16 protein-coding genes are annotated in these 14,207 nt (G+C 72.6%); 8 read left to right on the top strand and 8 right to left on the bottom strand.

Features of this window, described 5'->3' with window-relative positions; translation table 11 throughout:
• Window positions 1–157 precede the first annotated feature (157 nt).
• Window positions 158–793: a TetR/AcrR family transcriptional regulator gene (locus ACGFXC_RS34005; protein ID WP_393718754.1), complete on the bottom strand. Its 636-nt coding sequence runs from the start codon at window positions 791–793 to the stop codon at window positions 158–160.
• 173 nt (window positions 794–966) lie between these two features.
• On the opposite strand from ACGFXC_RS34005, the gene ACGFXC_RS34000 reads away from it, so the two are divergent.
• From ACGFXC_RS34000 to ACGFXC_RS33990, 3 genes are read left to right on the top strand one after another with little or no spacing between them, the layout of a single operon-like run.
• Window positions 967–1,776, top strand: a complete 810-nt coding sequence (locus ACGFXC_RS34000; protein WP_393718753.1) for an SDR family NAD(P)-dependent oxidoreductase — start codon at window positions 967–969, stop codon at window positions 1,774–1,776.
• 8 nt (window positions 1,777–1,784) lie between these two features.
• Window positions 1,785–3,005 carry a DUF5938 domain-containing protein gene (locus tag ACGFXC_RS33995; RefSeq protein WP_393718752.1) on the top strand — a complete coding sequence of 407 codons (1,221 nt, stop codon included), beginning with the start codon at window positions 1,785–1,787 and terminating at the stop codon, window positions 3,003–3,005.
• Entirely contained in the window at window positions 3,005–4,531 is a 1,527-nt protein-coding gene (locus ACGFXC_RS33990) for an AMP-binding protein (protein WP_393718751.1), read from the top strand. The genes ACGFXC_RS33995 and ACGFXC_RS33990 overlap by 1 nt, the downstream gene beginning before the upstream one ends.
• A gap of 99 nt (window positions 4,532–4,630) precedes the next feature.
• Here the strand turns inward: ACGFXC_RS33990 and ACGFXC_RS33985 are convergent, their stop codons facing one another.
• Entirely contained in the window at window positions 4,631–5,197 is a 567-nt protein-coding gene (locus ACGFXC_RS33985) for a GNAT family N-acetyltransferase (protein WP_393718750.1), read from the bottom strand.
• A 168-nt stretch (window positions 5,198–5,365) separates the two neighbouring features.
• On the opposite strand from ACGFXC_RS33985, the gene ACGFXC_RS33980 reads away from it, so the two are divergent.
• The 3 genes from ACGFXC_RS33980 (at window position 5,366) to ACGFXC_RS33970 (ending at window position 6,974) form a co-directional block, all read left to right on the top strand.
• Window positions 5,366–5,806 carry a hypothetical protein gene (locus tag ACGFXC_RS33980; protein ID WP_393718749.1) on the top strand — a complete coding sequence of 147 codons (441 nt, stop codon included), beginning with the start codon at window positions 5,366–5,368 and terminating at the stop codon, window positions 5,804–5,806.
• Between the two features lie 88 nt (window positions 5,807–5,894).
• Complete coding sequence (locus tag ACGFXC_RS33975) at window positions 5,895–6,158, top strand: hypothetical protein (protein WP_393718748.1); 264 nt, start codon at window positions 5,895–5,897, stop codon at window positions 6,156–6,158.
• Between the two features lie 195 nt (window positions 6,159–6,353).
• On the top strand, window positions 6,354–6,974 hold the full coding sequence (locus ACGFXC_RS33970; protein ID WP_393718747.1) for a hypothetical protein: 621 nt from the start codon (window positions 6,354–6,356) through the stop codon (window positions 6,972–6,974).
• Between the two features lie 28 nt (window positions 6,975–7,002).
• Here ACGFXC_RS33970 and thpD read toward each other — a convergent pair whose 3' ends face one another.
• The 4 genes from thpD to ectA form a co-directional block, all read right to left on the bottom strand.
• Window positions 7,003–7,905: an ectoine hydroxylase gene (thpD, locus tag ACGFXC_RS33965; protein ID WP_393718746.1), complete on the bottom strand. Its 903-nt coding sequence runs from the start codon at window positions 7,903–7,905 to the stop codon at window positions 7,003–7,005.
• A 59-nt stretch (window positions 7,906–7,964) separates the two neighbouring features.
• On the bottom strand, window positions 7,965–8,369 hold the full coding sequence (locus ACGFXC_RS33960) for an ectoine synthase (protein ID WP_393718745.1): 405 nt from the start codon (window positions 8,367–8,369) through the stop codon (window positions 7,965–7,967).
• Between the two features lie 73 nt (window positions 8,370–8,442).
• Window positions 8,443–9,711 carry a diaminobutyrate--2-oxoglutarate transaminase gene (gene ectB / locus ACGFXC_RS33955; protein ID WP_393718744.1) on the bottom strand — a complete coding sequence of 423 codons (1,269 nt, stop codon included), beginning with the start codon at window positions 9,709–9,711 and terminating at the stop codon, window positions 8,443–8,445.
• A 65-nt stretch (window positions 9,712–9,776) separates the two neighbouring features.
• Window positions 9,777–10,325: a diaminobutyrate acetyltransferase gene (ectA, locus tag ACGFXC_RS33950; RefSeq protein WP_393718743.1), complete on the bottom strand. Its 549-nt coding sequence runs from the start codon at window positions 10,323–10,325 to the stop codon at window positions 9,777–9,779.
• A gap of 401 nt (window positions 10,326–10,726) precedes the next feature.
• Here ectA and ACGFXC_RS33945 point away from each other — a divergent pair, with 401 nt between their 5' ends.
• Window positions 10,727–11,197, top strand: coding sequence for a MarR family winged helix-turn-helix transcriptional regulator (locus tag ACGFXC_RS33945; protein WP_393718762.1), 471 nt, complete (start codon window positions 10,727–10,729; stop codon window positions 11,195–11,197).
• Between the two features lie 31 nt (window positions 11,198–11,228).
• On the opposite strand, the gene ACGFXC_RS33940 is transcribed toward ACGFXC_RS33945, so the two are convergent.
• On the bottom strand, window positions 11,229–11,633 hold the full coding sequence (locus tag ACGFXC_RS33940; protein ID WP_393718742.1) for a GPI anchored serine-threonine rich family protein: 405 nt from the start codon (window positions 11,631–11,633) through the stop codon (window positions 11,229–11,231).
• A 226-nt stretch (window positions 11,634–11,859) separates the two neighbouring features.
• Between ACGFXC_RS33940 and ACGFXC_RS33935 the strand changes: the two genes are divergently transcribed.
• Window positions 11,860–12,489: a hypothetical protein gene (locus ACGFXC_RS33935; protein ID WP_393718741.1), complete on the top strand. Its 630-nt coding sequence runs from the start codon at window positions 11,860–11,862 to the stop codon at window positions 12,487–12,489.
• A gap of 86 nt (window positions 12,490–12,575) precedes the next feature.
• On the opposite strand, the gene ACGFXC_RS33930 is transcribed toward ACGFXC_RS33935, so the two are convergent.
• Window positions 12,576–13,955 (bottom strand): diacylglycerol/lipid kinase family protein, encoded by a 1,380-nt coding sequence (locus ACGFXC_RS33930; RefSeq protein WP_393718740.1) that lies wholly within the window; start codon window positions 13,953–13,955, stop codon window positions 12,576–12,578.
• Window positions 13,956–14,207: the final 252 nt, after the last annotated feature.

The raw sequence follows: 14,207 nt of genomic DNA, 5'->3' as shown, positions 1-14,207 counted from the left end.
GGCGATACCGAGCCTGCGTCCCGACTTGGTCATTTTCTTGGTCCCTTCGTCCCGAGTGGAGCCTGGAGCAGTGATGCTGGCACCACGGAAAAGAGGACTCCTCGAAGGGCGATCGACCGCCCGTCGCACCGCGCGCCCGCGCCGCACGGCGGCGGTTTCAGCCGCCGCCCGGGACCGCCAGGCCCAGCAGGAGCGCCGCGTCCCGGGCGAGCCGCGTCCTCGCCTCCGCGTCCCCGGCCAGGTGGTGCAGGAGCTGCTGTTGGAAGAGGCCGTCCAGCATCGCGTACGCCGCGGCCGGTGACGGGGCGGGTTCGGCGTCCGACAGCCGGGCGTACCGGGTGACGATCCGCCAGATCATGTCCTGGAGCGTGCCGTCGATCTCCAGGACGTCCGCGCGGAAGGACTCCTCGAAGAGGGCCTGCGCGCGCAGGTCGTACCAGAGCCGGTGCATGGCGGCGTCCTCGACCAGCGTCTCGGCGAGCCCCGCCGCGAGCCCCGCGCGCAGCTCCGCGGCCGTGTCGCTGTCGGTGACGATCCGGTCGTAGCGGTGTACGCAGTCGGCCTTGTACTGCCGTACGCAGTAGGTGATCAGATCGACCTTGTCGCGGAAGTAGTAGTGCAGCACGCCGTGCGAGAAGGGGGAGTTCTGGGCGATCTCCCGCAGGCTCGTGCGGGCGTACCCGAGCTCGGACAGCGTCTGCAGGGCGGCCCCGGCGAGCTCGCGTCGCCGCTCCTCGAACTTGTCGACCTGGCGGCGCGCGACGCGCTCGCCCTGCCGATCGGCCGTGGTCATCGGGCTGCTGTCCCCCTCCGGACGTGCACTGTGGGGTCGCATCGTAACCGACCGCCTGTGTTTGACGACTGTCCAAGAAAGTTTGGCCGACTGTCCAAGAATATCTTGACGACTGTCCAAAGCCAGTCCTACGTTGTGCCGCGCATCACTTCCGACGTGAAGGGACCGGCACCATGGGGACGTTCGATCTGGCGGGAAAGCGCGTACTCGTCACCGGGGGAGCGCGGGGGCTGGGCGCCGGGATGGCGCGGACGATGGCGGCGGCGGGGGCATCCGTGATGCTCGGCGACGTACTGAAGGACGACGCCGGGCAGCGGGCCGCGGACATCGCCGCGGCCACCGGCGCGCACGTCGGCGCCACGGCGCTGGACGTGACCTGCGACGACGACTGGACGGCGGCCGTGGCGCACACCGTCGCCGAGTTCGGCGGACTGGACGTGGTCGTCAACAACGCGGGCATCGAGGTGACCCAGCTCCTCGTAGACACCGAACCCGACGAGATCCGCCGGATGCTCGACGTGAACGTCGTCGGCACCATGCTCGGCATCAAGCACGGGCTGCGGGCCATGCGCCGCGGCGGCCGGGCCGGCGGCGACGGCGGGGCGATCGTCAACGTGTCCTCCGTCGCCGCGACCATCGCCTTCCCCGGCATCGCCGGATACTCCGCCACCAAGTCGGCGGTCGACCGGCTCACGCGCGTCGCGGCCGCCGAGTCCGGGCGGCTCGGCTACGGCGTCCGCGTCAACTGCGTGTACCCGGGCCTGGTCGCCACCGACATGGGCACCAAACTCGCCGTCGAGACCTCCCGGCTGGGCCTGTTCGAGGGCCCCGAGGCCGCCGTCGGGGCGGTCGTGGCGCTCACCCCCGCCGGGCGCCTGGGCGAGGTGGCCGACATGGCCGACGCCGTGGTCTTCCTCGCCTCGGACGCCTCACGGTTCGTCAACGGCGCAGGCCTGCCGGTCGACGGCGGCATGGGCATGTGACGACGCGGATGACCCGGATCCCCCGCACGGCCGGCAGCGGCCGCACCAGCCCCCTCACCCGTACCCGAGTGGACGAGAGCACCCACATGAGCGAGAACCGGCAGGACGCACCCGAGAAGCCCGTCGTCGTCTACGGCGCATCCGGCTACACCGGCCGCCTGATCTGCGAGTACCTGCGCGAATACCGCGTCCCCTTCACAGCCGCCGGCCGCGACGGCAAGAAGGTCCGGGACGTGGTCGAGAAGATCCCCGGCATCGAGACCGCCGACTACGAGATCGCCGAGGTGCCCCACGACCTCGACGCGCTCACCGCACTCTTCAGCGGGGCACGCGTGGTGTGCTCCACCGTGGGCCCCTTCATCAAGTACGGCCCCGACACCGCCCTGGCCGCGCTCCGGGCCGGCTGCCACTTCCTCGACACCACGGGAGAGCAGGATTGGACGCTGCTCGCGCAGCGGGAGTTCGGCCGCCGCTTCGCCGACGCCGGCCTCCTGCTCTCGCCCGGCGTCGCACAGATGTACACCACCGGCGAGATCGCCGCGAACATCGCCCTGGACGCCGGCCCCGGCCTGGACACCCTCGACATGCTGGCGCTGTGGAAGGGCTTCCCCACCTACGCCTCCACCCAGACCATCTTCACCATCCTCAAGGCCGACTGGTACCACCTGGTCGACAACGAGTACGTCGCCTGGGACCACCGGGCCACCCGCGAGTGCGTCGTCCCGGGCCGGCACGGCACCGCGCTGACCGTCCCCTGGGGCGGCACCCTGCACCCCGTCTGGTTCAAGGACGACCCCCGCGTCGCGACCTGCACCGTCACCGGCGGCGTACTGGACCGTACGGTGATGGACGGCGTGGTCGCCACCACCGCGATGTTCGAGGAACGCATCCGCCCGCTGGACCCCGCGGCCCGGGAGGCGGCCCTCTCCGAGATCGCGTCCGGGCTCCAGGCCGAGATGCCGCCCCGCGAGAACCCCCGTACCAACACCTCCGTCGACTCCGTGTACGCCTCGGGCCCGCTGGGCCGGGTCCACGTGGCCCTGCACGGCAACTCCAACTACAAGCAGACGGGCCTGCTCCAGGCGTACAGCGCCTACTCCCTGCTCCAGCAGCCCCCGCGCCGCACAGGATTCGCCTCGGCCTGCCAGGCGTTCGGGCACCGCGAACTGCTCGGCGTCCTCAAGAACTTCGGCCTGGTGATGGACCCGATCGTCACGGCGCACACGTGATGTCGCCCGTCGACCACCTGGACAAGGGGGCGTCCCTGGGCCCCGACGAGGTGTGTCTGACCGGAGCCGGCCGCAGCATGACGTACGCCGCCGTCCAGGCCCACGCGGACGCCGTCGCCGCGGCACTGGCCCGCTTTGGCGTCGAGCCCGGCGACGCCGTGGCGATCCTCTCCCACAACGACGTCCGCGCGTTCGCGACGATGTTCGGCATCGCCCGGCGCGGCGCGGTGTGGTGTCCGGTCGACCCGCGCGGCACGGCGCGCGAGACCCGGCGACTGCTCGGACTCTTCGACTGCCGCGCCCTGGTCTTCCACCCCGCGTACGCCGCACAGGTCGCCGAGATGGCCCCGCACCTGCCGGAGGTGACCACGTACGTGTGCCTGGACGACAGCGTCGAAGGGCACGTGTCCCTGGAGCGGTGGACGGCGGCCGGCCCGCACCCGGACGCCGCCCGGCCCTCGCCCGACGGCCTGGCCATGCTCGTCGGCACCGGCGGGACGACCGGCGCGCCCAAGGGCGTGATGCTCACCTCCGGGAACCTGGAGGCCATGACGGCCCTCACCCTGATGGGCTACCCGTTCGAGGGCCGCCCGACCTACCTCGCGCTCACGCCGCTCACCCACGCCGCCGGGGTGCTGTGCTTCCCGGTCCTCGCCCTCGGCGGGCGCATCGTCGTCATGGAGACCCCCGACGTCGGCGAGTTCCTGCGGCTGATCGGGACCGAGCGGGTCACCCACACCTTCCTGCCTCCGACCGTCATCTACGGGATGCTCGACCACGAGCGGGCCCCCACGACGGACTACTCCTCGCTCCAGTGCTTCTGGTACGGCGCGGCGCCCATGTCCCCGGCCCGCCTGGCCGAGGCCATCGAACGGGTGGGGCCCGTCATGGGGCAGCTCTTCGGCCAGACCGAGGCGCCGATGATGATCGCCTCGATGCACCCGCACGACCACGTGGACGAGGACGGCAGGGCCTTGAACCGCAGGCTCTCGGCGGCGGGCCGGCCCGGCCCGCTGGTCACCGTGGCCGTCATGGACGCCGAAGGGCGCACGGTGCCCACCGGGGAACGCGGGGAGATCGTGGTGCGGGGCTCGCTGGTGATGGCCGGGTACTACAAGGATCCGGAGGCCACCGCCGAAGCGTCCCGCTTCGGCTGGCACCACACCGGTGACATCGGCTTCCTGGACGACGAGGGCTTCCTCCACGTCGTCGACCGGGCCAAGGACATGATCATCACCGGCGGGTTCAACGTGTACTCGGCCGAGGTCGAGCAGGCCCTGATGGAGCATCCGGCCGTCGCCGACTGCGCCGTCGTCGCACTGCCCGACCCCAAGTGGGGCGAGCGCGTGACGGCGGTCCTCCAACTGCGGCCGGGTGCCCGCCTTGAGGCGGCCGAGGCCATCGGCTTCGCCAAGGAGCGCATCGGCCCGGTCAAGGCGCCCAAGCAGGTGGAGATCTGGCCGGACCTGCCGCGCTCCAAGGTCGGCAAGGTGCTCAGGAACGAGGTCAGGCAGCGCCTCGCATGAGCGGACGCGATGGCCGCGGCACGACGCGGCCATCGCGCCCGGCCCCGCCCGCCGGCGGCATGACGGCGTGCCCTCAACGGGTCCCCTCGACGGGTCCCCTCAAGGGCAGGGCATGCTCATGAAGAGCGCCTGCTCGCCCCGCGATCCGGTGCCCTCGTAGAGGGCGGTGTCCAGGCCGCAGAAGGCGAAGCCCAGCCGCCGGTAGGCGTGGATGGCCGGGGCGTTGACGTTGCTCACCTCCAGCCAGAGGTGCCCGGCGCCCCGCTCCCGGGCGAAGTCCACGGCCCGCCCCATCAGCGCCCGGCCCAGCCCCCGGCCCCGGTGGCCGGGGGCCACCTCGATGTCCTCGACGGTCAGCCGCCGGTTCCACGGGGCGTAGGAGACGGTGGCGAACCCCGCGACCGCGCCGCCACCGCAGTCCGTCACGGCCACCCACGTGCGCCGCCCGTCGTCCTCGTCCGTCGCGCCGGGGCCGTCGTCCTCCTCCGGGAACACCTTGCGCAGCGGCGGCTCCACCGCGACCTCGCGCAGGGCGAATCCGTCCTCGGTCACGGCCACTTCGAAGACCGTGCCGGTGGTGAAGGATCCGTCGACGGCCGCGATGGCCCCGGCGTCCCCGGGGCGGGCGTCGCGCAGCGCGTACGCCGCGCCGTGGGTCGTGGTCATGCCCCGAGGGTACGGCCGGGCCGGCTCCTCCCCGCCCGGACGAGGGCGGTTTCCGGCCCGCGCCTCCCGGCCCGCCGAGGACCGCCGCGTCCGCGCGGTGGTCGTTCCTTCGGGGGACGGGAGGCCCGCGCGGCTTAAGAAACGGCCCGCGGAGGGCATGTGCGCAGCATGACGTCGAACGAAGAGCGCCCCGACCGGGCACACGAGCGCCCCGAGGGAGTCGGCGACCTGACCGTCGAAGCCCTGGGCTCGCTGTCGAAAGCGCTGGAGACGGTGGAACGGGCCCGGGGCCACCTCTACGGCTTCCACCAGCTGACCGGCACGGCGGACCTGGAACTGGACCGGGCGGTGCGGCTGTTGCGGGAGGCGGGGCACGCGCAGTGGGCCGACCGCGTGCAGGAGGAGGTGCTGGGCCGCAACGTGATCCCGGGCCACTGGACCTTCCAGATCGTCGAGGCGTACGACCACACCTACTACGAGCCCTTCCGCGACCTCGAACGGGGCGCCGTGGACGCCCTGGCCGCGGGCCGCGGACACCTGTACGAAGCAGAGATGAAGGAGGCCCGCCGCACCACCGGTCACCCCGATCACACCGCGCGCCCCGCCTGAACGGCGGCGACGGGGTGGAGCGGCTCGTAGAATTCTTCCGCCCCGTGCTGTGGTCCCGGGGGAAGGGCAGGAAGGGCGGGCAGGTGGGATGAGCACGGTGGATGACCGGGTGTACTGCGGTGACGAGGGCTACTGGGTCCGGCCGGCCCCGGGCCGGCTGTACGTGCGGCTGACGGGCGGGCCCCTGGACGGCCAGCTCCTCGACGTGACCAGCCTGCCCGAGCAGGAGCGGACGGAGGGAGTGCTCCTGATGACCGACCGCGGGCTCTACGGCCCCGGCGGCCGGGCGCTGTACAGCCCTTCGGAGACCGACCCGGACGGCACGTTCTGCTGGGACGGCGACACGCCCTGACCCGGCGGACCGGGCCCCCGCCCGCCGGGGCGGCCCGCCGGGCCCGCCGCCGCACCGGTGGACGTCGCGTCGCGGACGTTTACCCGCGGGATCCGGTGGAAGAGTCGGTTCCGACGTACGGGCGACCGGCCGGCCGGGCATCATCCGGCCGGGACCGGCCCTCCTCGACGCCATGACCCGAACGGGAGCCCGCCGATGCGCCTCTACGCCCAGACTCCGGCACGCCGCAACCGCCAGCTGCTCGGGGACCTGATCGCCGCGGCCCTGGTGGCCGCCGCCGTGTGGTTCGCCCTCACCGTCCGGGAACTGATCATGCTGCTCGCCGAGCCGGGGCGGAAGGTGGAGAGCTCGGGCGACGGCCTCGCCTCCGAGCTCGCCAAGGCGGGTGACGCGGCCTCGCGGGTCCCGTTCGTCGGCGACGTCCTGAAGAAGCCGCTCCAGTCGGCGGCCGACGCCAGTACCGGCTTCGCCGACGCCGGGCAGTCGCTCCAGGACACCGTCGGCCAGATCGCCGACCTGACCACCGCCGCACTGATCGCCGTCCCGGTGGCCTTCGTCCTGCTGCTGTGGCTTCCCCCGCGCCTGCGCTGGATCCGGCGCAGCGCCACCCTCCGGCACCTCTTCGACGGGCCCGGCGGCGCCGACCTGCTCGCCCTGCGCGCCCTCACCGGCCCGCCGGGCGACCTCGCCGCACTCGCGGCGCCCGCGGGCGGTCTCGCCGACGCCTGGCGCCGCGGGGACCCGCAGGTCATCGCCGACCTCTCGGCGGTCGCGCTCAGGAGGGCCGGCCTGCGGCCCGGCGGACCGGCCCGGTGAGGGTGGCCGGACCGGTCCGCCGGAGCGGTCACGGCACGGGGGTGAAGTCCCGCGAGGCGATGTAACCGGGGCGTCGCACCGGAGCGGCGAAGGGCTTCGCCGGGCGGTTCTCGACGCTGTTGAAGACGAGGAAGACGTTGCTGCGCGGATAGGGCGTGATGTTGTCGCCCGAGCCGTGCATCGCGTTGCAGTCGAACCAGGTGGCCGAGCCGGCCTCGCCGGTGAAGAGCTCGATGCCGCAGGCCGAGGTGAACTTGGTCAGCGCCTCGTCCGAGGGCGTGCCGGCGTCCTGCATCTGGAGGGACTTCTTGTAGTTGTCCCGCGGGGTCGCGCCGGCGCAGCCCAGGAAGCTCTTGTGGGAGCCGGGCATGATCATCAGACCGCCGTTGGTGGTGCGGTTCGGCGTCAGGGCGATGGACACCGACACGGTGCGCATGTGCGGCAGCCCGTCCTCGGCGTGCCAGGTCTCGAAGTCGGAGTGCCAGTAGAAGCCGCTGGCCCCGAAGCCGGGCTTGACGTTGATCCGGGACTGGTGGACGTACACGTCGGAGCCCAGGATCTGCCGTGCGCGTCCCACCACGCGGGGATCGGCCGCGAGCGCCGCGAACACCTCGCTGATCCGGTGCACCTCGAAGACCGAGCGCACCTCCCGGGAGGTGGGCTCCACGACGGACCGGTCGTCCGCCAGCGTCGAGGGGTCCCGCAGCAGCCGGTCCATCTCGGCGCGGTAGACGTCCACCTCATCGGGCGTGATGAGTTCGGCGACGGACAGGAAGCCGTCGCGCTCGAAGCTGTCCAGTTCGTGGGCCCACATGGGGCCCGGCGTGCCGGGCTCGGACCAGACGACGGGGTCCTTGCGGCTGATGAGCACCTCCTCGGCGCCGCGGGTCGGGTACAGGTCGGTCACCGTGCGGGTGGATGCGTAGGTCATGGTGGTGCCTGCCTCTCCTCTCTGTGTTCTGCGCTCTGTCCTTCGTGCCGTGCCGCGGGTCAGCTGCCGTCGGCTTCGGTGAGCAGCGGGTACACGCCGTTCTCGTCGTGGTCCTCCCGGCCGGTCACGGGCGGGTTGAAGACGCACAGGCAGCGGAACTCCCGCTTGACGCGCAGGGTGTGCCGCTCGTGACCGTCGAGGAGGTACATGGTCCCGGGCGTGATCGTGTAGGTCCGGCCGGTCTCCTCGTCGGTGAGCTCGGCCTCGCCCTCCGTGCACACCACGGCCTCCACGTGGTTCGCGTACCACATGGACGTCTCGGTGCCGGCGTACAGGACGGTCTCGTGCAGGGAGAAGCCGACGCGTTCCTTGGCCAGGACGATGCGCTTGCTCTCCCAGGTGCCGGATTGCGACCTGACGTGCCGGTCGGTTCCCTCGATGTCCCGGAACGAGCGGACGATCATGGTGTTTCCTTTCGTGGTCCGTGGCGGACCGTGGTGGTACGCGGTACGCGGTACGTGGTGGCCCCGGTGCCGGTCAGATGGCTTCGCGCACCGAGCGGGCCAGGATGGCGAGCCCCTCGTCGAGTTCGTCCGGGGTGACGGTGAGCGGCGGGAGCAGCTTCACGACCTCGTCCCGGGGGCCCGAGGTCTCCAGCAGCAGTCCGTGCTCGAAGGCCCGCCGGCACACCTGGCCGGCATGTTCCTCGCGCGTGAACTCCAGGCCCCAGGCCAGCCCGCGTCCCCTGTACGTGGCACCGAGCCGCGTGTGCTCGGCGCACAGTTCGCGCAGCGCGCTCTCGACGCGGGCGCCGTGGGCGAGGGTCTGTTCGCGCAGCAGCCCGTCGCCCCAGTACGTCTCCAGGGCGGCGGTCGCGGTCACGAAGGCGGGGTTGTTCCCGCGGAAGGTGCCGTTGTGCTCGCCCGGCTCCCACAGGTCCAGTTCGGGCTTGAACAGGCACAGGGACATGGGGAGTCCGTACCCGCTGATGGACTTGGACAGCGTGACGATGTCGGGCGTGATGCCCGCTTCCTCGAAGGAGAAGAACTCGCCGGTCCGGCCGCAGCCCATCTGGATGTCGTCGACGATCAGCAGCATGTCGCGGCGGCGGCACAGGTCGGCCAGGGCGCGGAGCCACTCGGGGCGCGCCACGTTGATGCCGCCCTCTCCCTGGATCGTCTCGACGATGACGGCGGCCGGATGGTTCAGGCCGGAGCCCTGGTCCTCCAGCAGGCGTTCCAGCCAGAGGAAGTCGGGGGTCCTGCCGCCGAGGTAGTTGTCGAAGGGCATCGGGGTGCCGTGGACCAGCGGGACGCCGGCCCCGGCGCGTTTGAAGGCGTTGCCGGTGACGGCGAGCGAGCCGAGCGACATGCCGTGGAAGGCGTTCGTGAAGGACACGACGGCTTCGCGGCCCTTGACCTTCCGCGCCAGCTTCAGCGCCGCCTCGACGGCGTTGGTCCCGGTGGGGCCGGGGAACATCACCTTGTAGGGCAGCGAGCGGGGTTCGAGGACGTGGGACTTGAACGTCTCCAGGAAGGCCCGCTTGGCGGTGGTCGACATGTCGAGCCCGTGGGTGATGCCGTCCCGCCCGAGGTAGTCGAGCAGGGGCCGCTTCAGGACCGGATTGTTGTGGCCGTAGTTCAGCGACCCGGCGCCCGCGAAGAAGTCAAGGTAGCCGCGGCCGGCTTCGTCGTACAGCCGGCTCCCCACGGCGCGTTCGAAGACGACGGGCCAGGCGCGGCAGTAGCTGCGCACCTCGGACTCCACGGTCTCGAAGACGGACAGGGCCGGCTCGGTGATGGTCAAGGTGAACCTCCATGGTGCGTTGGATGTGCTGGTGGTGCTGCGGTGCGATGCGTAGGGGGAAGCGCTCAGGCGGCGCGGAAGGGCCCGATCCGGTGCAGGACCTCGGGCTCGTGTCCGCCGTCGGGGAACGCGTCGTCCCCGAAGAGCACTTCACGCGTGAGCGCGGCGCCGTGGCGTTCCGCGTACGAGGCGAACAGGCGCTGCGACGCGAGGTTCCCCGGCGAGATGGTGGTCTCCAGGAAACGCAGTCCCTGCTCCTCGGCCACCCGGGCGGAGAGGCCGTCGAGCAGGGTTCCCGCGATGCCGAGACCGCGCACGGACGCGTCGACGGCGACCTGCCAGATGAAGAGGGTGCCGGGATCGTCGGGCCGCAGGTATCCGCTGACGAAGCCGACGGTCCGGCCCGAGGCGTCGCGGGCCACCGCGGAGGTGCCGGCGAAGTCCCGGGACCAGAGCAGGTAGCTGTACGAGGAGTTCAGGTCCAGCGTCTCGGAATCGCGGGCGAGGCGCCACAGCAGCGGGCCGTCACCCGGGCCGGGGCGGTCGATGTGGACGGTGAAGGGGGTGGGCGTGAACGTCTTTCGGTAATGGGCCAGTTCTGCATGAGCAGTCATGCGGGCCGAAGCTACCCACCATCGGAGCAAATTGCATGGCGCTGAAGGCTTCCGGTGGAGGGGTGTCACGTGGTATTAGCGTGAGCCCCTCGGGGGCCGGTGGAAGAGGCTGAGCGGGGCCTTATTGGCCCTAAAAAGTACGATATTTTACCCGCACCCCGCCGAATGTAACGAGCGCATAACGTCTTTGCCCTGTGCCAAATTTGCGACTTCAATCTCATTTGTTGTCGCCGGACCGGGGGTTTCACCTCCGGTCGGCCGGACATACGCGGCGGGGACATGAGCACGGCCGGGACGTCCGGGGAGGGCAGGCGATAGAAAGGGACATGACCCAACACCCGAGCGCCGAGGCATCCGACAACGACGCGGACGCCGTCAGCGCCGTCAACTCGGTCAACGCCGTGGACGACGCGGACGCCGTGATCCGGGCCCTGTACGCCGCGTCCCAGGTCCTCGTGGCGGTCTCCGCCCGCTCGTTGGCCGCCGCCGGGGCCAAGGTGACCCTCGCGCAGTTCCGGATGCTGGTGGTCCTCGCGACCCGGGGCGCGGCGAAGCTGGTGGCACTGGCCGAGGCGATGGGGGTCAATCCGTCGACCGCGATGCGCATGGTCGACCGCCTCATCGCGGTCGGACTGGCCGACCGGCGGCCCAACCCGGACGATCGCCGCGAGACGATCCTGACGGTGACGCGGGGAGGCCTGCGGCTCGTGGAGGAGGTCACGGCCCGGCGCCGGGAGGAGATCGCGGCCATCGCCGCCCGCATCGAGCCCGGTGAGCGCTCCGCACTGCTCGGAGCCCTGTCGGCGTTCGGCGCCGCGGGCGCGGGCCCGGTAGCACCGGAGGGGGAGGAGCCGCTCTTCCCGCTCGGATGACCCGCCCCGCCCGCGGGGCTCGTGGCGGAAGTCAGCCGCGGGTGATGCGGAAGGGCCGGCTGTAGGCGTCGAGCAGGCCCTGGCTCGTGACGAGGACCAGGTATTCGCCCGGGGCGGTGTCCGCGGGCACGGTCACCGTCACCGACGTCCCGTGCGCCGGCAGCTCGCGGGCGAGGACGGCCCGGGTGACGATGGAACCGCCGTCGCGCTGCACCAGGTGGATGTCGACGGGGTCGACCGGGCCGGTGATCATCCAGCGCACGCGCTGGTCCGCGCCGGCCGTCCACACCGTGCCGGCGGCCGGCACCTCGACGAGGAGGTCGTCCGCGGCCAGGAGCACGGCGGCGTCGGGGCGGCTGAGCCGCGAGTTGACCAGGTCCGTCATGTGGCGGATCGCGGCGCGCAGGCCGGAGGGCGGTGAGGGGTGTGCGGACATGGACGTCCTCCCGTGGTCGGAGCGATCGATTGCACCCCTTCCACCGTAGGGAGGCGAAGGCCCGCACGTATCGGCCGAAAGGCCGGGACCGGCAGGCGCCGGGGTGCGCGTTCAGTGGCCGTTCAGAGGACGTCCACCGGATTCCGGCACGCTCGTGGTGTCGTGAAGCCGCCGTCACCGGCCCGGCAGGGGCAGGGCCGGTGACGAACCGCGAGGGGGATCCGCCATGGCCACCGCATCGATCACCGGGAACGTCGTCAACGTCGACGTCGAGGGCACCACACCGCTCCGACTGGGCATGTCCCTGCAACGCCATTCCTACCGGCACTGCGCCAACAGCGCGTCCGGGGCGCTCAACAGCCTTCTCCACTCGGAGGTCGACGACGCCACCATCATCGCCGAGGCCGTCGAGGTCGGCGAGCAGATCGAGGGCCTGCTGCTGAAGTCCGGGGGCAAGTGGGCCTCCCTCTTCGGCAAGACCCTCACGGTCGGCTCGCGCCGCACCTACCTCGTCGACAACAGCGCCCTGAACCCCAACGGTTCGCCCAACCACTTCTTCGTCACGGGCGGCGACGGCGTATGGGCGAAGATCCCGCAGGCCGACTACGTCGCCGCCCGCGACGTGCGCCGCGTCGAGGAGGCGATCACGACCCGCCAGACGCGCAAGGACAAGTACGACTACCTCGACCCGAAGCAGTTCGCCGCCAAGCAGGCGGAGACCGGCGGCGGGGACAACCCCGTGGTGCTGGCCGTGGTCGCGGCGCGGGTGAGCATCGCGCTCGCCTCCCGGGACGACAAGGCGCTCATCGCGGTCTCGGGCCGCAAGGACATCGTGGACCTCATCCGCAACCGCTGAACGGCGTGCCCGCCGCCCCCCCCGCCCGGCGTCCGCCCCGTGGGGGGCCGACTGCCGCCGGGGGGGGGCGGGGCCGGGGCCGTCCCTCAGGCCGCGGGGCCCGGGGGACGGGTGAAGGCGAGCCGCAGGACGTGGCGCCAGTCGAGGGCGGGCGGGGGCGGTACGGCGCCGGGCCGCGTGCGGGGCACGACCACCCGCAGGGCGCGGCTCTTGAGCACGCAGACGACGGGCGAGGGCATGAGCAGGGCCTCGCCGTCCACGGCGACCGGAACCTCACCGCCGCTGCCGCTCCCGCTGCCGGAGACGACCTCGACGCGGCGCCCCGTGGTGACGAGCAGCCCGGGGGACTGGGCGCCCCGGACCGCCAGGTCGGCTGCCTGGGCCGCGGTCTCCACATGGATGCCGAGGACGCCCAGCACCCCGGTGTCGAGGCGGGGCCGCAGGCTCGCGCCCCCCAGGACGTCGGGGGCGCGGTAGGGGTTGTTGCTGACCAGCAGGGCCTGGCGGGGCGGAACCGCGACCCCGTCCACGCGGGCTTCGACGTGGTACGCGTCGCTCCCGGCGAGCAGGTCCGGGAGCAGGCCGAGGGCGGTCTCCGCCTTGGCGTCCCGGTACTCCGGGCGCTGCACCACGTCCGCGTACACCCCGAAGGACACGGTGTTGACGAAGGGCCGGCCGGAGACGAAGCCCAGGTCGACCCGGAGTTCCTCGCCGTCCGTCAGCGCGTCGAGGCAGCGCGCGGGGTCGGTGCGGTCCAGGCCGAGGTCCATGGCGAAGTGGTTGCGGGTGCCCGCCGAGATGACCAGGAAGGGCAGGCCGCGTTCTGCGGCGACGGCCGCCACCGCCGCCTGGGTGCCGTCCCCGCCGGCGACCCCGAGCAGGTCCGCGCCCTCGGCGACGGCGGTACGGGCCAGCCCGGCCACGTCCGCCGGCTGCGAGGGGTCGAGCAGGATCACCCGGGCGCCCAGCGCCTCGGCGCGGGCGACGAGGCCGAACCGTTCGACCTTCCCGCCACCCGACTTCGGGTTCATGATCAACACGGGTCGGCGGGGCCGCGCGGCCGCTCGGGTGCGGGGCGGACGCGTCGGACGCGAGCGGCGCAGCGCCTCCCGCGCCGCACCCACCATCGCGGCCCAGCACACCCCCAGCAGCAGGGCCCACTGCCACATGCCGGACACGCTCAGCAGCACCAGCACGCCGCTCGGCGACGCGACCGCGACCACGGCGCCGAGGACCCGGACGGGCCCCCGGTGGGCCAGGAACCACCACACCCCGGCGGCGCAGGCCACCAGGGCGACGAAGGCGACGGCGACGACAGCGAACCCCCCGCCGCCGCCCGCGGACACCAGGGCCGCCACCACACCGGCCGCCGCGAGCACGGCCGCCCGGGCCGCCCACCGGCCCGGAGCACCCTCGCCCCGCCCCGGCCGTGCCGAGGTGCCGGTGCGGTTCTCGTCTTCTGCCACGCTCTGCCCCCAGTTCGCCCATGCCCTGCCCTGCCACGCCCTGCCCTGCCCGCACGCGTGCGCACCGCCCCGTACGCATGCCCGGGGACCGTACGCCGCCACGGCAGCCACCGCCGGGAACGCCGCCCGCGCACGCCGGTCGGCCGGTCGGCTGTCGGTACGGAGCGGGCGCGTGAGCAGGTGTGCCCGCCGGCAAGATCCTACGGGTCCGCCCCCCCGAAGCCCGCCGCGCGAGCACGCGACGCCGCCGCC

This window comes from Streptomyces sp. NPDC048507 (genome assembly GCF_043199995.1).
Taxonomy (GTDB): Bacteria; Actinomycetota; Actinomycetes; order Streptomycetales; family Streptomycetaceae; genus Streptomyces.
This window is presented reverse-complemented; position numbering and strand designations above follow the sequence as displayed.